At 64.6% G+C, this 22542-nt stretch carries 23 protein-coding genes; 18 read left to right on the forward strand and 5 right to left on the reverse strand.

The genetic code is table 11. The features are described 5' to 3' along the window. Positions 1-97: 97 nt before the first annotated feature. The gene (locus tag JQ617_RS10860) at positions 98-1021 is read left to right on the forward strand and encodes a quinoprotein relay system zinc metallohydrolase 2 (protein WP_212026314.1); all 924 of its coding nucleotides are present in this window, start codon (positions 98-100) and stop codon (positions 1019-1021) included. Positions 1022-1070: 49 nt separating this feature from the next. Next, positions 1071-1889, forward strand: coding sequence for a quinoprotein dehydrogenase-associated SoxYZ-like carrier (locus tag JQ617_RS10865; protein WP_063688477.1), 819 nt, complete (start codon positions 1071-1073; stop codon positions 1887-1889). A gap of 170 nt (positions 1890-2059) precedes the next feature. Here JQ617_RS10865 and JQ617_RS10870 read toward each other — a convergent pair whose 3' ends face one another. Beyond that, positions 2060-2419: a hypothetical protein gene (locus tag JQ617_RS10870; RefSeq protein ID WP_027562375.1), complete on the reverse strand. Its 360-nt coding sequence runs from the start codon at positions 2417-2419 to the stop codon at positions 2060-2062. A gap of 87 nt (positions 2420-2506) precedes the next feature. On the opposite strand from JQ617_RS10870, the gene JQ617_RS10875 reads away from it, so the two are divergent. The 5 genes from JQ617_RS10875 to JQ617_RS10895 are packed head-to-tail and all read left to right on the forward strand — an operon-like array spanning position 2507 to position 6127. After that, positions 2507-3487 (forward strand): ABC transporter substrate-binding protein, encoded by a 981-nt coding sequence (locus JQ617_RS10875; RefSeq protein ID WP_212026315.1) that lies wholly within the window; start codon positions 2507-2509, stop codon positions 3485-3487. Between the two features lies 1 nt (position 3488). Then, positions 3489-4226 (forward strand): ABC transporter permease, encoded by a 738-nt coding sequence (locus JQ617_RS10880; protein ID WP_212026316.1) that lies wholly within the window; start codon positions 3489-3491, stop codon positions 4224-4226. Further along, positions 4216-4917, forward strand: coding sequence for an ABC transporter ATP-binding protein (locus JQ617_RS10885; RefSeq protein ID WP_212026317.1), 702 nt, complete (start codon positions 4216-4218; stop codon positions 4915-4917). The genes JQ617_RS10880 and JQ617_RS10885 overlap by 11 nt, the downstream gene beginning before the upstream one ends. A gap of 46 nt (positions 4918-4963) precedes the next feature. Continuing rightward, positions 4964-5758: a pentapeptide repeat-containing protein gene (locus JQ617_RS10890; RefSeq protein WP_212026318.1), complete on the forward strand. Its 795-nt coding sequence runs from the start codon at positions 4964-4966 to the stop codon at positions 5756-5758. A 21-nt stretch (positions 5759-5779) separates the two neighbouring features. Then, complete coding sequence (locus tag JQ617_RS10895; RefSeq protein ID WP_063688491.1) at positions 5780-6127, forward strand: hypothetical protein; 348 nt, start codon at positions 5780-5782, stop codon at positions 6125-6127. Positions 6128-6268: 141 nt separating this feature from the next. Here JQ617_RS10895 and JQ617_RS10900 read toward each other — a convergent pair whose 3' ends face one another. Then, positions 6269-6478, reverse strand: coding sequence for a hypothetical protein (locus JQ617_RS10900; RefSeq protein WP_063688494.1), 210 nt, complete (start codon positions 6476-6478; stop codon positions 6269-6271). 212 nt (positions 6479-6690) lie between these two features. Here JQ617_RS10900 and JQ617_RS10905 point away from each other — a divergent pair, with 212 nt between their 5' ends. Together JQ617_RS10905 and JQ617_RS10910 are read left to right on the forward strand one after the other, a co-directional pair. After that, positions 6691-7755 (forward strand): RND family efflux transporter, encoded by a 1065-nt coding sequence (locus tag JQ617_RS10905; protein WP_212026804.1) that lies wholly within the window; start codon positions 6691-6693, stop codon positions 7753-7755. Continuing rightward, positions 7745-10927 (forward strand): efflux RND transporter permease subunit, encoded by a 3183-nt coding sequence (locus JQ617_RS10910; protein ID WP_212026319.1) that lies wholly within the window; start codon positions 7745-7747, stop codon positions 10925-10927. Before JQ617_RS10905 ends, JQ617_RS10910 begins: the two co-directional genes overlap by 11 nt. A 187-nt stretch (positions 10928-11114) precedes the next feature. Here JQ617_RS10910 and pqqA read toward each other — a convergent pair whose 3' ends face one another. Together pqqA and lanM are read right to left on the reverse strand one after the other, a co-directional pair. Further along, on the reverse strand, positions 11115-11195 hold the full coding sequence (gene pqqA, locus JQ617_RS10915; RefSeq protein ID WP_012029362.1) for a pyrroloquinoline quinone precursor peptide PqqA: 81 nt from the start codon (positions 11193-11195) through the stop codon (positions 11115-11117). 173 nt (positions 11196-11368) lie between these two features. Further along, entirely contained in the window at positions 11369-11755 is a 387-nt protein-coding gene (gene lanM / locus JQ617_RS10920) for a lanmodulin LanM (protein ID WP_063690681.1), read from the reverse strand. Positions 11756-12097: 342 nt separating this feature from the next. Between lanM and JQ617_RS10925 the strand changes: the two genes are divergently transcribed. From JQ617_RS10925 to JQ617_RS10955, 7 genes are all read left to right on the forward strand, one after another. Continuing rightward, positions 12098-13762: a methanol/ethanol family PQQ-dependent dehydrogenase gene (locus tag JQ617_RS10925; RefSeq protein WP_212026320.1), complete on the forward strand. Its 1665-nt coding sequence runs from the start codon at positions 12098-12100 to the stop codon at positions 13760-13762. A 10-nt stretch (positions 13763-13772) separates the two neighbouring features. Continuing rightward, entirely contained in the window at positions 13773-14129 is a 357-nt protein-coding gene (locus tag JQ617_RS10930; RefSeq protein WP_212026321.1) for a c-type cytochrome, read from the forward strand. After that, positions 14126-15049, forward strand: a complete 924-nt coding sequence (locus JQ617_RS10935) for a type 2 periplasmic-binding domain-containing protein (RefSeq protein WP_212026322.1) — start codon at positions 14126-14128, stop codon at positions 15047-15049. The genes JQ617_RS10930 and JQ617_RS10935 overlap by 4 nt, the downstream gene beginning before the upstream one ends. Positions 15050-15388: 339 nt before the next feature. After that, on the forward strand, positions 15389-16408 hold the full coding sequence (locus JQ617_RS10940; RefSeq protein ID WP_349630606.1) for an FUSC family protein: 1020 nt from the start codon (positions 15389-15391) through the stop codon (positions 16406-16408). 108 nt (positions 16409-16516) lie between these two features. Next, the gene (locus JQ617_RS10945) at positions 16517-17506 is read left to right on the forward strand and encodes a Bug family tripartite tricarboxylate transporter substrate binding protein (protein ID WP_063688512.1); all 990 of its coding nucleotides are present in this window, start codon (positions 16517-16519) and stop codon (positions 17504-17506) included. Positions 17507-17651: 145 nt separating this feature from the next. After that, positions 17652-18077 (forward strand): hypothetical protein, encoded by a 426-nt coding sequence (locus tag JQ617_RS10950; RefSeq protein ID WP_212026324.1) that lies wholly within the window; start codon positions 17652-17654, stop codon positions 18075-18077. Between the two features lie 182 nt (positions 18078-18259). Beyond that, entirely contained in the window at positions 18260-18532 is a 273-nt protein-coding gene (locus JQ617_RS10955) for a hypothetical protein (protein ID WP_145661869.1), read from the forward strand. Between the two features lie 117 nt (positions 18533-18649). On the opposite strand, the gene JQ617_RS10960 is transcribed toward JQ617_RS10955, so the two are convergent. Next, the gene (locus JQ617_RS10960; protein ID WP_212026325.1) at positions 18650-19618 is read right to left on the reverse strand and encodes a helix-turn-helix domain-containing protein; all 969 of its coding nucleotides are present in this window, start codon (positions 19616-19618) and stop codon (positions 18650-18652) included. 512 nt (positions 19619-20130) lie between these two features. Between JQ617_RS10960 and xoxF5 the strand changes: the two genes are divergently transcribed. Both xoxF5 and JQ617_RS10970 read left to right on the forward strand, forming a co-directional pair. Continuing rightward, entirely contained in the window at positions 20131-21939 is a 1809-nt protein-coding gene (xoxF5, locus tag JQ617_RS10965; RefSeq protein WP_063688520.1) for a lanthanide-dependent methanol dehydrogenase XoxF5, read from the forward strand. An 80-nt stretch (positions 21940-22019) separates the two neighbouring features. After that, positions 22020-22541 (forward strand): c-type cytochrome, methanol metabolism-related, encoded by a 522-nt coding sequence (locus tag JQ617_RS10970; protein ID WP_082885019.1) that lies wholly within the window; start codon positions 22020-22022, stop codon positions 22539-22541. Position 22542 lies beyond the last annotated feature (1 nt).

Consider the following 22542-nt stretch of genomic DNA (forward strand, 5'->3'; position numbering starts at 1 on the left):
GTTATCAACGCATGACGCGCCATGTTTTGCCAAGCCTTGTGCCGGCTTCGCTTTGCTGCAGTGCAACGCGACAAACCCTTCGAACTGAGGCGGAAAAGTGTTTCGCATTGCTTTCGTGATTGCAGTCTTGTCCCTGGGAACGGCGACGCTAGCACGCGCCGGAGCAGCCGAATTGCCTGTGAGCGAAGTCGCGCCGGGAATCTTCCTACACTCCGGGACCATCGCCCTGATGAGCCGCGAGAACGAGGGCGACATCGCCAATGTCGGCTTCATCGTCGGAGATGACGCGGTGGCCGTGATCGACACCGGCGGCAGTTTTCGCGAGGGCGAGGCGCTGCTGGCGGCGGTGAAGGCACGCACCAAGAAGCCGATCCGCTACGTCATCAACACCCACGGCCATCCCGACCATATCTTCGGCAACGCCGCCTTCGTTGCGGACGGAACCAGCTTCGTCGGCCACAGCAGGCTGCCGCAGGCGCTGGCAACGCGCGGCCCGTTCTATCTCGACAATTTCAGACGCATCATGGGCAGCGAGCTGATCGATCCTGTGAAGATCGTGCCGCCGACAATGCTCGTCACGGACACGCTGACGCTCGATCTTGGCGCCCGCCGCCTGACCTTGCGCGCATGGCCGGCCGGGCACAGCGACAATGACCTGACCGTTTACGACGAAACCACGAAAACCCTGTTTGCCGGCGATCTCGTCTTTCTCCGCCACATTCCGGTGATGGACGGCAGCATTCGCGGCTGGCTCGCCACGCTCGGGGATCTGGAGACCATCCCGGCCGTGCGCGTCGTTCCCGGTCACGGCCCTGTGAGCGCGTGGCCCGCGGCGCTGGCCGATGAACGGCGTTACCTGTCAAAGCTGCTGTCCGACGTTCGCACGCTGAACAAGAAAGGCGAGCCGATCCGGGCGGCCGCGGACAAGGCGGCCACTGAAGAGCGGTCACACTGGCAGCTGTTCGAGGACTACAATGCCCGCAACGCAACCGCAGCATTTTCGGAAATTGAATGGGAGTAGCGGGCGCGCTACGCTGGGCCAGACACTGCTTCGTCGCGGGATCACGACCATGATGGGATGCACTCGCCGCCTGCCCCTGATCGCCGCCTTGCTCGGCATCGCCCTCGCGATGCCGGCGCAGGCCGAGGATGCCTATGATCCCTGGCCGGGCCTGGTGCAGGACATCTTCAACAGCCGTCCGATGAACGACGGCGCCGACATCATCGGCATCGAGATGCCGTATCGCGCCGAGGACGCCGCCATCGTGCCGGTGACCCTGCGCAGCAAGCTGTCGCCGGCCGACAGCCGCCGCATCCGCTCGATCACGCTGGTGATCGACCGCAATCCCGCGCCGATGGCCGCGAAGTTCGAGCTTGGCGCGGATGCCAACGTCACCGAGATCTCCACGCGCGTGCGCGTCAACAACTATACCGACGTCCACGCCGTCGCAGAGCTGAGCGACGGTCAGCTCTACGTCTCCAAGGTCTATGTGAAAGCCTCAGGCGGCTGCTCGGCGCCGGCGGGAAAGAACGTCGAGGAAGCCAGGAACCGGCTCGGCCAGATGCGCTACCGCCAATTCGCGCGCGAGGAAGCGCCGGCGAGCCGCGTCCGCGAAGCCCAGATCATGATCGGCCATCCCAACAATTCCGGCCTGCAGATGGACCAAGTCACGCAGCTCTATATTCCCGCCTTCTTCGTCAACCAGCTCAAGCTGACGCAGGACGACAGCCCCGTGCTGTCGATGGAAGGCGGCATCTCGATCTCCGAGGATCCCAATTTGCGCTTCACCTACGTCTCCAACGGCGCCAAGCGCTTCCGCGCCGAGGCAAAGGACACGGATGGGCACGTGTTCCGCAACGAGTGGGATGTGGAGAAGCCGGGGACGTGAGGCACGGGCCTTGCGCCGACTTCCCCTCTCCCCTTGCGGGAGAGGGTGGATCGCCGCGACAGCGGCGAGACGGGTGAGGGGTCTGTCTCCACGGATGAGCGCGCCGTGAGAAACTCCTCATCCGGCGCTTCGCGCCACCTTCTCCCGCAAGGGGAGAAGGGAAGACAGCATCAGAAACACCTCACCTCAGCCTCGGCCTGCGCACGGCGCAGATCGTTCACCGCCGAGTTCGCCTGCTCCGAGGTGCGGAACTGGACGCCGAGATTGCCGCGCACCTGCGACATGCTGAGCGCGGTCTCTGCGGTGACGTAGCGTGCATAAGGCACGATCGAGGCGACCACGTCGATCGAGCAGGAACATTGCTCGATCGACTGGCGGCTCTCGCCATTGGCCTTCATGCAGCCATAGACATATTCCGCGCGCGCCGAGGTCGGATAGTCGTTGGCCTCCTCGGCCCGGGCCACGCACGCGGTCGCCGCCAATACCGCCAATGCGGCGACAATCGGTCGTAGCTGTCCGGCCAGTTTCATGCGCGTCCTCCCGCTGGTTGCGACCAAAGCTATGCTATGCGTATTGTCCTGAAAAGCACTCTGTCAGAGGAAACGGCTCACAAGGCGATGAGAGTTCTGGGACGAACATTGGCGCTCGCGGCGACGCTGGCTCTGGCGCTGGCAGCTCCAGCCGACGCCGCGGATACCATCCGCCTCGCGGTGCAGAAGACCGGGACATTTTCCTGGGAGCTGGCCGCGATCCGCAGCGCCGGGCTCGACAAGGAGGCCGATCTGTCGCTGGAGGTCACCGAGCTCGCAAGCACCGAGGCCGGCAAAATCGCAATGCGCGCCGGCAGCGCCGACATCATCCTGTCCGACTGGCTGTGGGTGTCGCGCGAGCGCGGACTGGGCGCAAAGCTCACCTTCTATCCCTATTCCAGCGCGCTCGGCGCGGTGATGGTGCCGGCGGCATCGCCGATCAAGACGCTCGCCGACCTCAAGGGCCGCAAGCTCGCGGTCGCCGGCGGGGCGATCGACAAGAGCTGGCTGCTGCTCCAGGCGCGGATGAAGCAGGACAGCATCGACCTGAAGTCGGAAGCGACCATCGTCTACGGCGCCCCGCCCTTGATCGCGGCCAAGGCCCTCGACGGCGAGATGGAGGCGAGCCTCAACTTCTGGAATTTCTGCGCCCAGCTCGAGGCCAAGGGTTTCAGGCGCCTCGCCGGCATCGAGGAAATTCTGCCGAAGCTGGGCGCCAAGGGTGCGGTGTCCGCGGTCGGCTATGTCTTCGACGAGAGCTGGGCCGCGAGCCACAAGGATGCGGTCGCCCGTTTCGTCGCGATGACCCGCAAGGCCAAGCAGCTGCTGGTCACGTCCGACGCGGCCTGGGAGAAGATCGCGCCGCTCACCGGCACGAGCGACCCGGCTATGCTGAAGACCTATCGCGAGCGCTACCGCGACGGCATTCCACGGCGGAGCATCGACGACGAGGAGAAGGATGCGCGCGTGCTCTACCGCGTGCTGGCCGAGATCGGCGGCCGCGATCTCGTCGGACCGGCGTCCGAGCTCGATCCCGGCACCTTCTATCACGCAGTCCCCGGAGATTGAGGTGCTGCGCCTGCTGTCGTTCGCCCTTTTCCTCGTGATCTGGTGGATTGCCGCGCTGGCCGTGGGCGGTGCCAAGCTGCCCTCCCCGCCTGCCGTGCTTCAGGTGATGATCGCGGAAGCATCGAGCGGCGCGCTGTTCCTGCATCTCGGGGCGACGCTGGCCCGCGTCGCGCTCGCTTTCACCTTGGCGATGTCGCTCGGCAGTGCGATCGGATATTTGATGGGACGGGTGAAGCTCGCCGACCGGCTCGGCGATCCCTGGCTGATCCTGCTGCTCAACTTGCCGGCGCTGGTCGTGATCGTGCTCGCTTACATCTGGGCCGGCCTGACCGAAGCCGCGGCCATCGCGGCGATCGCCATCAACAAGCTGCCGACGGCCATCGTCACCTTGCGCGAGGGCACGCGCGCGCTCGACCGGTCGCTGGACGAGATGGCACACGTATTCGCGATGCCGCGTTGGCGTGCGTTCCGCCACGTCGTGCTGCCGCAGCTTGCGCCATATATCGCGGCCTCGGCCCGGTCGGGATTGTCGCTGGTGTGGAAGATCGTGCTGGTCGCCGAGCTGCTCGGGCGGCCGAACGGCGTCGGCTTCGAGATCGGCGTCGCCTTCCAGCTGTTCGACACGCCGCGGCTGCTGGCCTATTCGCTGACCTTCGCCGCCGTCGTGCTCGTCATCGAAACCTTGCTGGTGCAGCCGTTCGAAGCCCGCGCAAACAGGTGGCGGCCCCGTGCGGCTTGAGGTCGATATCACAGGCAAGACGTTCAGGAGTGCCGCGGGCGGAACGCACGAGGTGCTGGCGCCGGTCAAGTTCGCGCTTCAATCCGGCGAGGTCGGCGTGCTGATCGGCCCCTCAGGCTGCGGCAAGAGCACGATGCTGCGCATCATCCTGGGATTGGACCACGACTTTGCGGGCCGTGTCGCCCGGCCGCCGGAGGCGCGGATCGGCATGGTGTTCCAGGAGCCGCGGCTGCTGCCCTGGCGTTCGGTCGAGCAGAACGTGCGACTGGCTGCGCCTGAAGTCACCGAGGCAAAACTGTCGGAGCTGTTCAGGATCCTGGAGCTGGACGCACATCGCAGCCACTTCCCCGGCGAATTGTCGCTCGGTCTTGCCCGCCGCGTCGCGCTCGCCCGCGCCTTTGCGGTGGAGCCCGACCTGCTCGTGCTCGACGAGCCGCTGGCCTCGCTCGACGACGCGCTCGCCGGCCGTCTGCGCGACGAGATCGCGACGCTGGTGGCGAGCCGCCCGGTGATGACGCTGCTCGTCACCCACAGTCTCGACGATGCGATCCGCCTTGGCGACCGCCTGTTCTTCCTGTCGCCGCGGCCGGCGCGAATTCTGGCCGAGGTGCCCATCGGCATACCGCGCGAGGAGCGCGGCGAAGCCGAGATCGCGGCGATCAAGGCCGGGCTTGCACGGGATGTCTCATAGGCAACCGCGCGGGGCGTGCTAGATTGGGCCGCAGCGGAGTCTGCTGATGAAGCGAACGATCGCCCTGACGGCGCTTGGCCTCGCCCTGCTCGCGACAACGGCGCGCGCGCAGGACATGTTGCGCGACCTCGACCTGACGTCACCCGCCATGGTCTCCGCCGAGATGAGCCGGCAGGAGGTCGAGACCATGCTGGCCAATGCGAGCGCCGGCACGCCCGCCGATTTCACCGGCAAGCGGTTGTCGGGGCTCGATCTCAGTGGTCTCGACCTGACCAAGGCGGTTCTGCGGACGGCGCGGCTCAACAAGACGAAACTCTCCGGCGCCCGGCTGGATGGAGCGATTCTCGATCAGGCATGGCTGTTGGATGCGGATCTCAGAGGCGCGAGCCTGAAGGGGGCCAATCTATTCGCATCACAGATGGCGCGCGCTCACCTCGATGGCGCCGATCTGACCGGGGCGCGCATCGCCGCCGATCTCAGCGGCGCGAGCCTGGTCGGCGCGACGATCGCGGATGCGCATCTCGGTGCCGACATGCGCAACCAGTCGATGGGACTGATGCGCGCCGTGCTGCGATCCGCCAATCTGGCACAGTTGAACGCGCGCAACGCCGATCTGTCCCGGGTCGATCTCGAATTTGCCTCGCTCAAGGGGGCCGACCTGACCGGCGCATCGCTCAGAAACGCCCAGCTCGGCGGCGCTGACCTGACCGGGGCAACCGTCATCGACACCGATTTCGAGGGCGCCGATCTCACCTCCGCCAGACTGATTGCGCCGATTGGCCTTGACCGCGCCAAGAATTTCGACAAGGCAAAGAACCGCGAGCGCCTGATCAGACAATAGCGGCGCCGCTTGGGAGGATCGATGCGTTGGTGTCTCGTTTTGATCGCAGTGTTGGTGTGTGCCGGTGAAGCCGCCGCGCAGACCAAGGGCAAAGGCATCCGGCTCTGGAACCTGACGACGGAGACGATCTCCGGCTTCCAGCTCTCGCCGGCCGGCAAGACCGACTGGGGACCGAACCAGTGCCTGAACGACAAGGACAAGGAGGTCGACCACGACGAGCGGCTGCGCATCACCGGCGTCGAGCCCGGCCGCTACGACGCCAAGGTCAGCTATCCCAGCGCGCGGCAGTGCATCGTTCGCGATATCGAGATCAAGGCCGATGCGGTGTTCTCGATCGCCGACAAGGACCTGAAGGACTGCACGAAGTAGCTGGCGGCTCTCCCTCATCCTGAGGAGCCTGCGCAGCAGGCGTCTCGAAGGATGAAGGGCCCGGCTTTGGCGGCCGGGCCTGCATGGTTCGAGACGCCGCTTCGCGGCTCCTCACCATGAGGGGATAGACTTCGTCAGGCCTCACGCCTTGTCGTTGGGATGCGGATATTCGCAGCGCCAGCGCACCGCCTGCCATTTCGGGTGCTCGCCGACCCATTGCGCGATATAGGGCGGCGCGGCCATGACGCATTGGCGGGGTGAGCCCGCATAGTTGAACACCAGATGCTGCTCCTCGCAGGTCGCAGGCGAGAGCACCGCACACACAGTCACCACCAGGTCGATCGGGTTCATGCCGGGATCCTCTCACGGGCGCGATTGAGACTAGCATGAAGGGCTACGTTTCGGGCAGCGGGAAGTTTCAGAGCCGGCCGATACGACGACGGAACTTCACCTTCCGACCTCGCCTTCGGCGGCACCGACTTCATCCATCCGGACGTGAAACCGGCGCCTTGCCGCCCGCTCATTTCGTCAATAAGCTGGTTCCCCACAACGCTAACAGGCTGATGGCTCTCACAGAAACCTCCTGGCGCGACGTCGCCGTCGCCGTGAATCTGCTGGCGTGCGTCGCCGGCATCACCGCCTTCACGGGCCACGTCCGGCAGGCAGTTGCGCAAACGCCGTCGGACAAATCGGACGCGGGCCGCCCCGAGCCATCCCGTAACGCAAACAATGACCAGCCCGCGGTCAAGCTTACGCCCAGCCAGCAGGGGCAGATCGGACTCGAAACCGCGGTTGTCAAAGCCGCTCCGCATCCCGAGCAAATCCGTGCCTATGGAGCGGTGCTGGACATCTCCCGCATCACGGAGCTCACCAACAACTACGCCAATGCGCAGGCCCAACTGCAGACGGCGCAGGCCCGGCTTGAAGTCGCCAAGAGCGCATTCGACCGCACCAAGAATCTGGTCGACTCCGCCGCTCTCCCGAGAAAGGAAGCCGAGACCGCCGAAGGGACGTTGCGGGCCGACAGGGCGGCGCTGACCGCAGCGGAATCGCAGGTCCGAACTCTCGCGGCAACAGCGCAGCAGGAGTGGGGACCGGTGATCGGCCGGGGAATCCTCGAACGCGCCCCCGCCGTTGTCAGGCTGATCGAGCGCGACCAATTCCTTGTTCAGGTGACGTTGCCGCCGGGCGCGGCTGTGACGGCGGCGCCGGGCGCGGCTCTCGCACAGGCGCCGACGCGGAACGCGAATATCGATCTCCAATACCTCTCCCCGGCAACACGCACCGATCCCCGGATCCAGGGATTGAGCTATTTTTTCTCTGCCCCGGGCGACAGCGGGCTGCTGCCCGGCATGAACACCATCGTTTATGTGCCGTCGGGCAACACCTACGAGGGCGTGTTCATCGAGGACACCGCGATCGTGCGGTGGCAGGGGCGAGCGTGGGTTTACCTGCGTGTGGGCCCCGACAGCTTCCGTCGGCAGCCTATCAGCATGGATCAGCCGGTCTCGGACGATGACTACGTCGTCCGGGACATTCCATCCGGGTCCGAAATCGTCATGCGGGGTGCACAAGTCCTGCTGTCCGAGGAAGCCAAGAGCGAACTCCGGGGCGGCGATGACGACTGATGACATCGGCTCCGGCAGGTCAGGGCCACAAGCCGCTCTCATCACCTTCGCTATCCGCTTCCGTGGAATCGTCCTTGCACTTTCGTTCGCGCTGCTGGGCTACGGCCTCTTCGCGCTGAGCGAAGCCAAATACGGCGTCTTCCCCGAATTCGCCCCGCCCCAGGTGACCATCCAAACCGAAGCTCCCGGCCTCAGCCCGGAGCATGTCGAGATCCTGGTCACGCAACCGATCGAGACATCGATCAACGGACTCGCGGGGGTCGAGAGCCTGCGCTCGTCATCGATCCAGGGCCTCTCGGTCGTGACAGTCGTCTTCCAACCCCACAGCGATATCTACCGCGCGCGCCAACTGGTAACGGAGCGTCTCGCGGTCGTCGCCGCGCGATTGCCGCAGGGTGTTCAACCGCCGTCGACGACGCCGTTGACCCCGTTGGCCGGCACCGTGCTGGTCATCGGCCTCACGTCCGACACGCGATCGCTCATGGAATTGCGCACCGTCGCGGACTGGACCGTGGCAAGACGACTGCTGGCGGTCCAGGGCGTGGCGCAAGTTTCCACATACGGCAAAGACGTCAGGTCTTTGCAGGTCCAGGTCCGTCCGGATGATTTGATCCGCTTTCGTGTCGGCCTGAACGATGTGCTCGCCGCCGCGCGCAAGGCATCCGGCGTGCGAGGTGCCGGCTTCATCGATACCGCCAATCAGCGCATCACGCTGCAAACCCAGGGCCAGTCACTGACGCCCGACCAGCTTGCCCGCACGGTTCTTCTGCACGAAGGCGGCGCCAGCGTGGTCCTCGGCGACGTCGCCACCGTCGTCACCGCTCCCGAGCCGCCGATCGGGGCCGCCCTCATCGACGGCGAGCCGGGCATCATGCTGATGATCAGCCAGCAATACGGCGCGAACACGCGAGAGGTCACCACACGCGCGGAAGCCGCGCTGCAGGAGCTGCGCCCCGGCCTCGAAGCCGACGGCGTCAAGCTGCATGCGGACATATTTCGTCCCGCCAATTTCATCGACGCCGCAACAAGGAGCGTTCTCAACGCGCTGCTGATCGGCGGGGCGCTCGTCGTCGTCGTTCTCTTTCTATTTCTGTTCGACTGGCGCACCTCGATCATCAGCTGTACCGCGATCCCCCTGTCGCTGATAGCGGCGGTGCTCGCGTTGCAATGGATGGGCGAGACGCTCAACACGATGACGCTGGGCGGCCTCGCCATCGCGATCGGCGAAGTTGTCGATGACGCCGTCATCGGCGTCGAGAACGTCGTACGCCGGTTGCGGGAAAATCGCAGGGCGACGATACCGAGACCCGAGCCTCGCGTCGTGCTCGATGCCTTCCTCGAGGTCCGCACCGCCGTTGCCTATGCGACGTTTGCGGTGCTGCTGGTTTTCTTCCCCGTTCTGGCGCTTTCCGGCATTGCCGGCCGTCTGTTCGGCCCTCTTGCCATAGCTTACATCCTCGCCGTGATAGCCTCGCTCGCGGTCGCCCTCACGGTGACGCCGGCTCTCTCCATGATGCTCCTCGCCGGCAGAACCGGCAGCGAACGCCTGCATGAACCGCCCGCGGTGAGGTGGTCCCGCCGCCATTACCAGCGCCTGCTGCGTCGTATCGGCCGCTTCCCGAAGCTGGTGATGGCGGCAGCCGCGGCCGTCACGATCGCCGGCGCAGCGATGCTCCCCTTCTTCGGCGGAACATTCCTGCCGGATCTGCGCGAAGGCCATCTGATCCTGCATGTCTCCGCGATCCCCGGCACCTCGCTCGACGAATCCCTGCGCATCGGCAAATTGATGACGGACAAGCTGCGACAGATCCCCGGCGTCCGCAGGGTGGCGCAGCATGCCGGGCGCGCCGAGGCCGGCATCGACACGGTTGGTCCGCATTCCAGCGAATTCGAGATCGATCTGGAGCCGGGGCTCTCGGGTCGGGCGCAATCCGAAGCCGAGGCGCGCATCAGGGCAGCCTTGGCCGATTTTCCCGGAATCGTGTTCTCCACCAAGACCTATTTGACGGAGCGCGTGGAAGAGACGGTATCGGGCTTCACCGCCGCGGTTGTCATCAACATCTACGGGCCCGACCTCGACTCGCTCGATCGTGCTGCACGGGACGTCGCGCGCGAGCTCGACGAGGTTGGGGGCGCCACGGACGTGCAGCGACGATCTCCGCCGGGAATGCCGCAGGTCAATGTGACGCTTCGCCCGACCGATCTGCAGCGTTGGGGCCTCGATGCCGTCGATGTGCTCGAGCTGGTGCGCACCGCCTATCAGGGCGACATCGTCGGCCAGGGCTATGAAGGCAATGTTGTCTTCAACATCATCGTGATTCTCGATGCGCATGTCCGGGCGCGCCTCACTCAGATCGGCGATTTGCCGGTGCGCACGCCGAGCGGTGCCTACATTCTGCTAAAGCAAATCGCGGACGTCTACGAGACCTCCGGGCGTTATCAGATCCAGCACCAGAATGCGCAGCGCGTGCAGACCGTCACGTCGAATGTCAGCGGACGCGACCTCGAATCCTTCGTGGCCGCCGCCAAGCGCAAGCTCGCGCGCGAGGTCACGCTTCCGCCCGGTGCCCATCTCGAATTTGCCGGGGCGGCCGAGGCGCAGGCCCGGTCGCGGCGCGACCTCCTCGTCAACTCCTTGCTGGCCGGAACGGGCATCATCGTTCTGCTTGCGATGGTGACCGGACATTGGCGCAATCTGTTGCTGGTCATGATCAACTTGCCGTTTGCCTTTGTCGGCGGCGTGTTCGCATTGGCGTTGACGGGCGGGCTGCTGTCGCTCGGATCGATGGTCGGCTTTGTCACGCTGTTCGGCATCACGCTGCGCAACTCGATTCTCATCATCTCGCACTACGAGCATCTTGTTCTGGTCGAGGGCCGCGTGTGGGGGCTTGATACCGCGATCGAGGGCGCGGCAGACCGCCTCGTTCCGATTCTGATGACGTCTCTCGTGACTGGCCTCGGATTGCTACCGCTTGCGATAGGCGCCGGAGAGCCGGGACGTGAAATCGAGGGCCCGATGGCGATCGTCATCCTCGGTGGGTTGACGACGTCGATGGCGCTCAGCCTGCTGGTCCTGCCGACGCTGGCGCTTCGATACGCCCGTTTCGACAGCCAACCGAAGGACACGCCGGAGCGCGACGATTTGAAGCCTCAAATCCTGCGGCAGCGCTGACCGAGCGTCAGCGCATGATGGCGGGCGAAAAAAGCGAAGAGCGCTCTTGCCGGGGAGGATCGACCCGAGCGATCACGTTCCATGAACGGCTGGGCGCGGGGTACCGAAGGATGGGGCGCGACGGCGCCCCGACACTACCACGGCTTCGATGGCATTCGCCACCGAGGCCGCGGCAGGTTCGTCAGTCTTACTTGCGCGCAGCGCAGGCGTACATGTTGATTTCCATGCCGACCGGCACTTCCACGATCTTCGGAGCTTTCCAAGCCATCCGGGGTCTCCCAAGGTATTGAGCGCGACAATCGCGCCGGGCAAAACCTAGGGCTGCCTCAGGTACAGCGCAAGCTGGAATCGAACCACGGAGCACAGCGAACTGTCGCATAACGCTCGCGAATTTCGCTCTCGTGCAAGTCGCCTTCGCTCCCAGTCAAACGCCTGCCGCACTCACCGCAGCAAGCGCAGCAGCGCGCGGCCGGCGCGCGAGTTGAGCTCCTTCGCGTCCAGCGTTCCGTCCTTGTCCGGATTGGCCGCATTGAAGCGCTGTTCGACCACGGCGAGATACTCGTCGAGCGTGAGCGTCCCGTCGCGATCGGGATCGGCGGCCGCGAGCTCCTTCGCCGTTAACCGTCCGCGCAATTCGCGCGCGTCCAGCGTGCCGTCGTGATCGGGATCGAGCTTTGCGAATAACGCGGTCGCGGCCTTCTTCACCTCGGCCAGATCGAGCGTGCCGTCATTGTCGGTATCGAACATCTTGACGGCGGATGCCGACCAGGCCGGGCCGGACAGCACAGCAAGCGTGAGCGCAAGTGCAACAGAGCGACGCGATATCATCAAGACCTCCCAGATCAAGAGCCCCGATTCGGGCAGGATCGAGCAGATTAAGTCCGCAAGGCGAGCCCGGGTTCAAGCGGAATTGCAACCTGCATACGGTCACCTCGGGGGAACCCGACCGTCCGCAACTCCGCCGCTTTCGTCCGGCGCTGCATCATGCGGCGGAATTTTCTCAGCGCCTGCGCACAAGTGCAGCGTGTGTTGTCAGGTTTCCGTCAGGTCACCGGCATCAGTCGTCCATCATATCGGCATCGCGATTACGACTTTCGTATTGACGCGTTTTGCATTCGGGCGGAGTGTTGCGATCGCAGCGTCAAAAGGCGCGCATATTGGGAGGAACGGATGAAACGCTTTGCGATGGCCGCGAGCCTCGTCATGCTTGCATCAACTTGTGCGTACGCACAGACCAGCGAACAGCTGGTCAAGGGTGCGACCGACACGTCGAACGTTCTCAACTACGGGATGGGCTACAATCTGCAGCGCTTCTCGACGCTGAACCAGATCAACAGGGACACCGTCAAGAACCTCGTCCCGGTCTGGAACTACTCCTTCAACGACGATCGCAGCGAGGAATCGCAGCCGCTGGTGTACCAGGGCGTGATCTACGTGACCTCTCACAACGCGACCATGGCGGTCGACGCCAAGACCGGCAAGCAGATCTGGAAATCCAAGATCGAATATCCCGCCGAGACGCCGCGCATCGTCTGCTGCGGCATCATCAACCGCGGCGCGGCGCTCTACGACGGCAAGGTGTTCCGCACCACGCTGGATGCCAACGTGATCGCGCTCGACGCAAAGGACGGCAAGGAGCTGTGGCGGCAGAAGGCGGCCGACATCAAGGAAGGCTATTCGATGACGGTGGCCCCGCTGGTGGCCGACGGCGTCGTCATCACCGGCATCTCCGGCGCCGAGTTCGGCACCCGCGGCTTCATCGATGGCTGGGATCCGGCCACCGGCAAGCATCTCTGGCGCACCCATTCGATCCCCTCGCCGGAAGAGCCCGGCGGCGACACCTGGAAGGGCGACACCTGGAAGCTCGGCGGCGGCTCGACCTGGATCACCGGGTCCTACGATCCCGAACTGAACACGGTGTATTGGGGCATCGGCAATCCCGGCCCGTTCAACTCGGCGGTGCGTCCCGGCGACAATCTCTACACCTGCTCCGTGCTGGCGATGGATCCCAAGACCGGCAAGATCAAGTGGCACTACCAGTTCTCGCCGAACAATCCGTTCGACTATGACTCGGTGGCCGAGATGGTGCTCGCCGACATGAATGTCGAGGGCAAGCCGACCAAGGTGCTGATGGACGCCAACCGCAACGGCTTCTTCTACGTGCTCGACCGCACCAACGGGAAGCTGCTCGCGGCCAACCCCTATGTGAAGGTGAACTGGGCGACCGGCATCGACATGAAGAGCGGCCGTCCGATCGAGACCGACGTTTCGAAGGACGCACGCGAGGGCAAGAAGGTCACGGTCTATCCGTCGATCCTCGGCGGCAAGAACTGGGAGCCGATGTCGTTCAACCCGCAGACCGGCCTCGCCTACGCCAACACCCTCGCCTTCGGCGGCCGGTACAAGACCGAGCCCGTCACCTTCAAGCAGGGTGAATGGTATCTCGGCATGGACCTCACCGACCTCTGGGAGTGGGGTGACGGCCCGCGCGGCCATCTGAAGGCGATCGATCCCATGACCGGCAAGGCCAAGTGGGAAGCCCCCGCCGACATTCCGCGCTTCTCGGGCGTGCTCTCGACCGCGGGCGGCGTCGTGTTCACGGGTGCGCTGACCGGCGAGTTCGAGGCGTTCGATGCCGACACCGGCAAGAAGCTCTGGCAGTTCCAGACCGGCTCCGGCATCGAGGGACAGCCGGTGACCTGGCAGCAGGACGGCGTGCAATATGTCGCGGTCACGAGCGGCTATGGCGGCGTCTACTCGCTGTTCTCCGGCGACGAGCGGCTTGCCAAGGTGCCGCCCGGCGGCTCGCTGTGGGTTTTTGCAGTCAAGCAGTAACCACGGCACGATGCTGAAAGAGGCAACTCACAGGACGGTGGCGATGATCGCCACCGTCGCGGCGCTGACGGTCGCGCTTGCGGCGACCGTTCGTGCCGCGGACGATGCAACCGGCAATCCACTTCAGGCGCAGATCGACCACGGCAAGTCGACCTATGCTTCGAAATGCTCGCACTGCCACGGCCCCAACATGATGAACTCCGGCACCATCACGCCGGACCTGCGCGCCTTTCCCGACGACAAGACGCGCTTCGTCACCACCGTGAAGAACGGCAAGAACAACAAGATGCCGCCCTGGGGCGACATCCTCAGCGAGGACGAGATCGGCGATCTCTGGGTCTTCGTCTCGAGCCGGAGGAAGCCATGAGGACCTGGCTTGCCGCGTGGAGCGTCACCGCGCTTCTCGCGGCGACGGCTGCGCATGCGGCCGACGATCCGCTGAAAATCTGCCTCGACGAGGACCGCCCCCCGCTCTCGGTGCATCACAAGGGCAAGCCGGAGGCCGGCTTCGACGTGCTGCTGGCGCAGGCCATTGCGGAGCGGATGGGACGACCGCTGAAAATCCAGTGGTTCGAGAGCAAGCTGGACGAGGATTCCAGTCCGCAGCTCGAAGCCAATGCGCTACTCTCCGACGGGCGCTGCGCGCTGGTCGGCGGCTATGCCCTGACGCAGGATTCCCTGGTGAAGCCCGGCATGAAGACGGCGCGCCTGCCGGATTTCGCCGGGGCGACGCGCGATGACCGGCGCCGCCGCGTCGCGCTCGGCGTGCTCGCGCCGAGCCAGCCCTACATCTATTCGCCGATGACAGTGGTGCTCGGGCCGAAGGCGAAAGGACGTGGGATCACCGACATCGGCGATCTCGCCGGCCTCCGTCTCGCGATCGAGAGCGGATCGCTGGGAGATGCCATCCTGATGACGTTCGACAAGGGGCGCCTGATCGACAGCATCACCCATCTCGTTCCCGGCCGCGACGACCTCCTCGGTGCGCTCGCGCGCGGCGACCATGACGCGACGCTGATCGACCTCGGCCGCTTCGACGCCTACCGCGCCGCGCATCCCGATACGACGATCACAGCCTCAGGCTATTACTATCCGATCGGCGCCAATCGCGGCTATGTCGGACTTACCAGCGAGCCAGCCCTGATCGATGCGGTCAACAAGGCACTGACGGATCTCGCCGCGGCGGGGAAAATCGCCGAGTTCGGCAAGCAGTCCGGCCTCACCTATCTGCCGCCGCGCGAGCCGGCCATCCTCGGCGATGTCTGGATGAAGATCATTCAGCGGTGAGGCTATCGTGTCCCGGACGCGCTGCAACGCGTGAGCGTTGCTGCGCAGAGCCGGGCCCCGGCAGGCCACACAACTCGCTGCGGCATGGGCCCCGGCTTTGCAGCGCACCGTCGAGGAGACGCTGCGCTGCGTCCGGGGCACGAGACCTGCGTTTTTGCGCACGACTATTTCCACATCGTCATTGCGAGCGCAGCGAAGCAATCCAGAGTCCATCCGCGGAAAGATCCTGGATTGCTTCGCTGCGCTCGCAATGACGGCGTGCTGAGCCCGACATCGACTCGCCGAGTCCCGCCCTGAACGCTTATAATGCCCGCATTCCATCCGCCCCTTGGGTGCCCCGTGAATTCCCCGACCATCACCGGCAACCTGCGCGATCTTCTCGCTCGCGAAATCAAGGCCGCCGAGCTGCTGCGCGCGCTGATCGTCGTCGGGCCGATGGTCGCCGCCTATTTCATCGCGCGCGAGACGGCGCTGCTCAACCTCGGGCTGGTCGCAGTCTCGCTGCTGATTCCGGCGCTGCGGCTGCAGCTTCCGCCAAAGGTCGTCGCATGGCACTACCTTGCCATCCTCGTCACCTTTGCCGCGCTCTTCCTCGCCGCTCCGGTCAAGCCGCTGTTCGTGGTGCTGACCGCACTGGCCGGCTTTCTCGCGGTGGCCGGGACGCGCCATGGCGAGCATTTCCGCACGCTCGGCAATTGGGTGTTCATCCCGGCCGTCTATCTCGCCTGCGAGGTGCGGGAGGGTGTCAGTCCGTCCGAAGCGCTGCGCCATGCCGGCGTGATCATCGTCTCCTCCCCGATTGCGCTGGCGCTGGTCTGCGCCATCCAGATCTACGACCAGCGGCAGCGCGGCGATGCCGCCGCCACCTCGTTTGGGCCGCCCGCGGACGAATGGTTTCTCCCCGCGCTCGCAACCGCCCTGGCGGTGTTCGCGGCGGCCGCGCTGGTCGAGATCCTCGACCTTCCGCAAGGACAATGGGTGATGTGGTCGGCCGCAAGCGTCGTGGTCGGCGATCTCACGGCCTCGACCGGCAAGCTGAAGCAGCGGGCCATCGGCGCTTGCGTTGGCGTGCCGCTCGGCTTCCTCGCCGGAATGGCGCTGCCGGCGAGCCGGGTCGGCTATGCGGTCGCGGTTCTCGCCGCCACCCTCACGCTGATCTCGTTCTCGCGCTATGTTCTCGGCTTCGGCCTGCGCTGCTTCTTCATCGCGCTGGCGGCCTCCTTTGCCGGCGGCGCCAGCGGCATCGCGGAGGAGCGTATCGTCAACGTGCTGATCGGCGGCACTTTCGGCCTGATTGCGGTGGCCGTGACCGACATCGTCTGGCAACGGATGGTCCGGAAGGACCGATTGTCCGGGTGACGGGAGAAGCGGCACGAACGCCCGCTTGAATGCGCTGATCTGTCTCGCCTGCCGACCATGGCAGCACCAGGTGGATGCAGTAGGTTCGGCCAAAATCAGGAGGGAATCATGACCGCCCAATTCGATCGCCGCCGCTTCATTGCCGCCGGTACCACAGTCCTCGCAATGCCCTTCGTCGCGCGCGGCGCCTCGGCACAAGGCGCTTGGCCGTCGCGGCAGATCCGCATGATCTGCAGCTATCCGGCCGGCGGACAGACCGACCTGCTGGCGCGCGCCTATGGCGAATTCATCTCCAAGCAGGTCGGCAAGACCGTCGTCGTCGAGAACAAGCCCGGCGCCTCCGGTGCGATCGGCACCGCCGAGGTGGCCCGCGCCGAGCCCGACGGCCACACCATCCTGTGCTCGATCTCGACCACCTACATCATGAACCGCGTGGTGATGAAGAACCCCGGCTACGACATGGACAAGGACCTGGCGCTTGTCAGCGTCATTCCGGGCGCCGGCCTGCTGCTGGTGGCGAACCCGAAAACCGGCGTCAAGACGCTGGAGGATTTCGTCGCCTTCGCGCGCAAGAGCGGCAAGGTGAATTTCGGCACCTACAGCGCGGGCTCCGCCCCGCACATGACGATCAACGAGCTCAACAAGCAATATGGCCTCAACATCGAGCCGGTGCACTATCGCGGCGAGGCGCCGATGTGGACCGGGATGCTGGAAGGCACGCTCGATGCCGCGATGGGCAGCTACACGGCGGCGCAATCGGTCCTGCAAAGCGACCGCGGCACCGTGTTCGCGGTGCATTCGAAGAAGGTCGATGCGATCCCGAACGTGAAGACGCTGCCCGAACAGGGCGCGACGTCGAAGTTCTTCACCGTGAGCGGCTTCTCGGGCTGGGCCGTCCCGAAGGCGACGCCGCAGCCGGTGGTCGACCGCCTCGCGGAGCTCTGCGTCGCCGCGAACAGCGACCCGAAGGTCAAGGAGGTGCTCGCGACCTTCGTGCTCGAGCCCGCGATCGGCTTCAAGGAGACCAACGAGCTGTACCAGCGCGAGCTGCCGATCTGGATCGAGAGCGCCAAGTCGCTCGGGCTCGAACCGGCCTGAAACCTCGAGCGGCGGCGCGGCTCCGGCTGCGCCCCCTCCCGGCCCGGCGTCCGACCAAAGCCTAGTGTCGGAGGCGCATTTTCGCGCTATGATTGTGCGTCGCTGCCGCCAGGCCGCAATGGGGCGGACAAGAAGGGCCGATCGCATGACACCGGATGCAGTCGCCGTTGCCGTTATGGTCATCCTGCTCTTTCCGATGGGCTATTTCACGCTGGCATCGCCTGCCTTCCTGCTGGTGAAGCTCGACATCCAGCCAGTTGCCCAGTTGCTGCGCGGAATGTTCAACGCCCATTTCCTGGTGATGCGCATTGCCGGACTGATCGGAACGGCGATCCTCCTGCTCGATGGCCGCCTGCTCGCTGCGACGGGCGTCGCCATGATCGCGGCGCTGGCGATCTGGGGACGCCGCTGGTTCATGCAACGGATGGACGACCAGCTCAGCGCGAGGGACGCCGGCGATGCCGAGGCTCCGCGCCGGTTGCGCAAGCTGCACTGGAGCGGAATGCTGGGCAACGCGGTGCTGCTGGTCGCTCTCGTCGCCAGCATTCCCTACATCGCGACGGCGGCGTGACAAGCAGCATCGCCGCGATTGCAGCCCTCGCGCCGCAATCCGTCCGTCCATGACGTCACGCCTGAAGCTGTCCAGATCAGCTCTTCACCGAACCTAAGCCGGCACATTGTCGCAGGTTGCATATTTTGATATAATTCACCTGGGATAGCACAGCGCTATCCTCCATTCAGGAGAAGAAGGCGATGAAAGCTCCAGTTTTTCTTGTTGCCGCCCTGACCATTCTGTCGATCGGCTCGGCCAACGCGGCGCCCAAAAGCACCGACGCCCCAACTTCCGCAGTGAAGGTCAGCTCGGTCGCATGCTCCACCTCGGGTGGCGGCTTCGGGTCCTACCCGTCAGGCTGCCGCAACGGAGCCAACTTCAAGACCTACAACGAATGCAAGGAATCGGGCGTCAAGCGCGGCTGGAGACACGAAGACATGGCCTGGTATTGCAGCGGCCTCGGATTGCAATAGCGATCAGCCGCGCAAGAGACGTCGCGCGTCGCGCTCCCCCGCGAATTCTTCGATCGACCAAGTATCGGCAAGATCAAAATGTCCGGCAAGCAAGGGAGGGCTCCGCGCCCTTCCTGCCTAATGCTCGCCCGAGCTCGCGGCGACCTGCTGCGCCTTGTGGATCGAGGACGGCACCACGCCGAAATATTTCCGGAACACGCGGCTGAAATGCGATGAGCTGGAGAAGCCCCAGGAGAACGCCACGTCGGTGATGGTCTTGCCGGCGTGGGCCTCGAGCTCCTGGCGGCAGTTCTGCAGGCGGGCCTGCCAGATGTAGTCGCTCACCGTGGTGCCGCGCTCGGAGAACAGCATGTGCAGATAGCGCTTGGAGCAGCCGAGCTCGGCGGAGATCTGGTCGATGCACAGATCGGGATCGCGCAGATGCTCGCGGATGAAGAACTGGGCGCGCACATACATCGCCTCGGGCCCGACACGATCGAACATCGTGTCGGCTTCGCGCAGCGGCAGCAGCAACAGGTCGATCAACGAATCGGCAACGCCGACCGCGCTGTTCGCCGACAGTTTCGCGGCCTCGTCGAACGTGGCGTGGACGAAATCGTGCGCGATCCGCCCGGTCCCCGTCTTCGCCGTCAACTTGCAGGCCGGCATCCGCTGCGACGGGAATCCGCGGTCGCGCAGCAGTGCCTTCGGCACGATCACCACGTCGTGGCGGGTGAAGGCCGGGCTGATGATCGAGTGCGGGCAAGAGACGTCATAGGCGATGATGTCGCCGGGGTTGATCTCGATATGCCGGCCTTCCTGCTCGAAATAGGAGACGCCGTAGGTCTGGAAGTGGATCTTGATGTACGGGTGTTCATTGGCCTTGGCGCGCGCCAGCGTGTGCGCGATGCGATGCTGGCTGACCTCGATCTGACAGAGCTTCAGGCGCGAGACCGTGGTGTAATCGATGCGCCCTTCGAGGGAGGATGCCTCCAGCGGATCGACGTCGAAATGCCCGCACAGGCTCGTGAGCCCGTCGATCCAGCTCTGGATCTGGCGCTTCGGCGTCATTCCGGTCGTCGAGAGCGTGTGAATGGTGTCGGACATTAATCCAGCCACTGGTTTGATCCGGAGATTCGACGCGAATCGCGACCAGCGCCTGCTGGAGCCCTCAGCCGTGATTGCGTGACGTTTACCTCGAATTTGAGCGGTCTTGTGAAACGAGCGCCATCGTTCCATCGCCACTCTTGAAACTTAATCCTCCGCCTTAGTTGCACCGCCGTCAAGGGGAACCTGAGCGTAGAAGCCGGTCTCAAAGGCGCACCGAAGCCGCTGAATTCGCTACTGCAAAATCAAAATCTTCGGCTCCGTGCGCTATCGAGCAAACCGCCTTCTCTCTTGGGCAAGTTTCCCGGTGGCGAAGTGGTTAGGGATTGCGGCAGGAACAACAAGAACGGGCCGCTGCACGTGGACCCGTGGCTCTCATCAGGAGGAGGAAACACCACAGCATCGTTTCTGGTCCCAATCGTGACCGCCCTGCACGAGCAGACGCCGGACGAGAAGCCCGGTGATTGAGCAATGCTTCGGAAACAATAAACGAGACCAACGGAGGAATAACTATGCGCAAGGTGCTACTGGCGACCTATCTTGGCTCCGCGGCGGCTCTCGCCGTCGGCAGCGCCTCAGCCAATGATGAGCTGATCAAGATGTCGCAGAACCCGAAAGACTGGGTGATGCCGGCGGGCGACTACGCCAATACCCGCTATTCCAAGCTGAACCAGATCAACGCACAAAACGTGGGCAAGCTCCAGGTCGCCTGGACCTTCTCGACCGGCGTGCTGCGCGGCCACGAGGGCGGCCCGCTGATCATCGGCAACATGATGTACGTCCACACGCCGTTCCCGAACAAGGTCTACGCCATTGACCTTTCCAACGAGAACAAGATCGTCTGGAAGTACGAGCCCAAGCAGGACCCGAACGTCATTCCGGTGATGTGCTGCGACACGGTGAATCGCGGCCTGTCCTATGGCGACGGCAAGATCATTCTGCATCAGGCCGACACCAACCTCGTCGCGCTCGACGCCAAGACGGGCCAGGTGGCCTGGAGTGCAACCAACGGCAACCCTGCGAAGGGTGAGACCGGCACTTCGGCGGCGCTCGTCGTCAAGGACAAGGTCCTGGTCGGCATCTCCGGCGGCGAATTCGGCGTGCAGTGCCACGTCACCGCCTACGACCTCAAGACCGGCAAGCAGGCCTGGCGCGCCTTCTCCGAAGGTCCGGACGACCAGATCAAGTTCACCGCGGCGACCACCTCGCTCGGCAAGCCGGTCGGAGCCGACTCCTCGCTGAAGACCTGGCAGGGCGATCAGTGGAAGATCGGCGGCGGCTGCACCTGGGGCTGGATGTCCTACGATCCCGCTCTGAACCTCGTCTATTACGGATCGGGCAACCCCTCGACCTGGAATCCGAAGCAGCGTCCGGGCGACAACAAGTGGTCGATGACCATCTTCGCGCGCAACGCGGACACCGGCGAAGCCAAGTGGGTCTATCAGATGACGCCCCACGACGAGTGGGACTATGACGGCGTGAACGAGATGATCCTCTCGGATCAGCAGATCAACGGCCAGGCGCGCAAGCTCCTGACGCATTTCGACCGCAACGGTCTCGCCTACACCATGGACCGCGAGAGCGGCGAGCTGCTGGTCGCCGAGAAGTACGATCCGAAGGTGAACTGGACCTCCGGCGTCGACATGGACAAGAACTCGCCGACCTATGGCCGTCCGAAGGTGCTCGACGCAGCTTCGACCGACAAGGCCGGTGAAGACCACAACGTGAAGGGCATCTGCCCGGCCGCGCTCGGCACCAAGGACGAGCAGCCGGCAGCCTACTCGCCGGACACGCAGCTGTTCTACGTTCCGACCAACCATGTCTGCATGGACTACGAACCGTTCAAGGTGAGCTACACCGCGGGCCAGCCCTATGTGGGTGCGACGCTCTCGATGTATCCGCCGCAGGGTGAAAGCCACATGGGCAATTTCATCGCCTGGGACGGCAAGACCGGCAAGATCGTCTGGTCGAACAAGGAGCAGTTCTCGGTCTGGTCGGGTGCGCTCGCAACGGCCGGCGGCGTGGTGTTCTACGGCACGCTCGAAGGCTACCTGAAGGCGGTCGACGCCAAGTCCGGCAAGGAGCTCTACAAGTTCAAGACTCCCTCCGGCATCATCGGCAACGTCACGACCTATGAGAACGGCGGCAAGCAGTATGTCGCAGTGCTCTCCGGCGTCGGTGGCTGGGCCGGCATCGGTCTGGCCGCAGGCCTGACCGATCCGACCGCCGGTCTCGGCGCAGTCGGCGGCTACGCGGCCCTCAGCAACTACACGGCACTCGGCGGTACGCTGACCGTGTTCTCGCTGCCGGCGGCCAACTAGCCCCCTGTTCGTGTCGCTCCGGCGCGTGGATCTGATCCACGCGCCGGCTCGTCTCACCTGACGCCTTCGAGGACAATCTCTTGCGTAAAATCTGCTCTGCTATTGCTGCGATCATCTTCGTTGCTTCGGGGGGAATTGCCGTTGCGGACGGTCCGGGCGACCCGACCGCCGTGAAGAAGGAAGACGACGGAAAGTGGCTCGATAAGGAAGGAAACCCGACCTACAAGATTTCGGCCGACGGCACCGTGGACTGGTTCACCTATTCCGGCTACCGCCGCTACCACTCCGACTGCCATGTCTGCCACGGCCCCGACGGCATGGGATCCACCTACGCACCGTCGCTGAAGGATTCCGTCAAGACCATGAGCTATGGCGACTTCCTCGGCGTCGTCGCCTCCGGCCGCAAGAACATCTCGACGGCGCAGGAGAATGTCATGCCGGCGTTCGGCGACAACCCGAACGTCGCCTGTTACATGGACGATCTCTACGTCTATCTCCGCGCGCGCTCCACCGAAGCGTGGGGCCGGCAGCGTCCAGCCAACAAGGAAGCGAAGACGGACGCCTACACCAAGGCCGAAGACGCCTGCATGGGCAAGAAATGAA

Origin of the sequence: Bradyrhizobium sp. KB893862 SZCCT0404 (genome assembly GCF_018130885.1) — a bacterium.
Lineage (GTDB): Bacteria > Pseudomonadota > Alphaproteobacteria > Rhizobiales > Xanthobacteraceae > Bradyrhizobium > Bradyrhizobium stylosanthis.

Excerpts from the sequence above, each read along its gene's own strand:
- JQ617_RS10865 (WP_063688477.1), top strand. The coding sequence starts at position 1,071 with ATGATGGGATGCACTCGCCGCCTGCCCCTGATCGCCGCCTTGCTCGGC.
- JQ617_RS10870 (WP_027562375.1), bottom strand. The coding sequence starts at position 2,419 with ATGAAACTGGCCGGACAGCTACGACCGATTGTCGCCGCATTGGCGGTA.
- JQ617_RS10875 (WP_212026315.1), top strand. The coding sequence starts at position 2,507 with ATGAGAGTTCTGGGACGAACATTGGCGCTCGCGGCGACGCTGGCTCTG.
- JQ617_RS10890 (WP_212026318.1), top strand. The coding sequence starts at position 4,964 with ATGAAGCGAACGATCGCCCTGACGGCGCTTGGCCTCGCCCTGCTCGCG.
- JQ617_RS10895 (WP_063688491.1), top strand. The coding sequence starts at position 5,780 with ATGCGTTGGTGTCTCGTTTTGATCGCAGTGTTGGTGTGTGCCGGTGAA.
- JQ617_RS10900 (WP_063688494.1), bottom strand. The coding sequence starts at position 6,478 with ATGAACCCGATCGACCTGGTGGTGACTGTGTGTGCGGTGCTCTCGCCT.
- JQ617_RS10905 (WP_212026804.1), top strand. The coding sequence starts at position 6,691 with ATGGCTCTCACAGAAACCTCCTGGCGCGACGTCGCCGTCGCCGTGAAT.
- JQ617_RS10910 (WP_212026319.1), top strand. The coding sequence starts at position 7,745 with ATGACGACTGATGACATCGGCTCCGGCAGGTCAGGGCCACAAGCCGCT.
- pqqA (WP_012029362.1), bottom strand. The coding sequence starts at position 11,195 with ATGGCTTGGAAAGCTCCGAAGATCGTGGAAGTGCCGGTCGGCATGGAA.
- lanM (WP_063690681.1), bottom strand. The coding sequence starts at position 11,755 with ATGATATCGCGTCGCTCTGTTGCACTTGCGCTCACGCTTGCTGTGCTG.
- JQ617_RS10925 (WP_212026320.1), top strand. The coding sequence starts at position 12,098 with ATGAAACGCTTTGCGATGGCCGCGAGCCTCGTCATGCTTGCATCAACT.
- JQ617_RS10930 (WP_212026321.1), top strand. The coding sequence starts at position 13,773 with ATGCTGAAAGAGGCAACTCACAGGACGGTGGCGATGATCGCCACCGTC.
- JQ617_RS10935 (WP_212026322.1), top strand. The coding sequence starts at position 14,126 with ATGAGGACCTGGCTTGCCGCGTGGAGCGTCACCGCGCTTCTCGCGGCG.
- JQ617_RS10945 (WP_063688512.1), top strand. The coding sequence starts at position 16,517 with ATGACCGCCCAATTCGATCGCCGCCGCTTCATTGCCGCCGGTACCACA.
- JQ617_RS10950 (WP_212026324.1), top strand. The coding sequence starts at position 17,652 with ATGACACCGGATGCAGTCGCCGTTGCCGTTATGGTCATCCTGCTCTTT.
- JQ617_RS10955 (WP_145661869.1), top strand. The coding sequence starts at position 18,260 with ATGAAAGCTCCAGTTTTTCTTGTTGCCGCCCTGACCATTCTGTCGATC.
- JQ617_RS10960 (WP_212026325.1), bottom strand. The coding sequence starts at position 19,618 with ATGTCCGACACCATTCACACGCTCTCGACGACCGGAATGACGCCGAAG.
- xoxF5 (WP_063688520.1), top strand. The coding sequence starts at position 20,131 with ATGCGCAAGGTGCTACTGGCGACCTATCTTGGCTCCGCGGCGGCTCTC.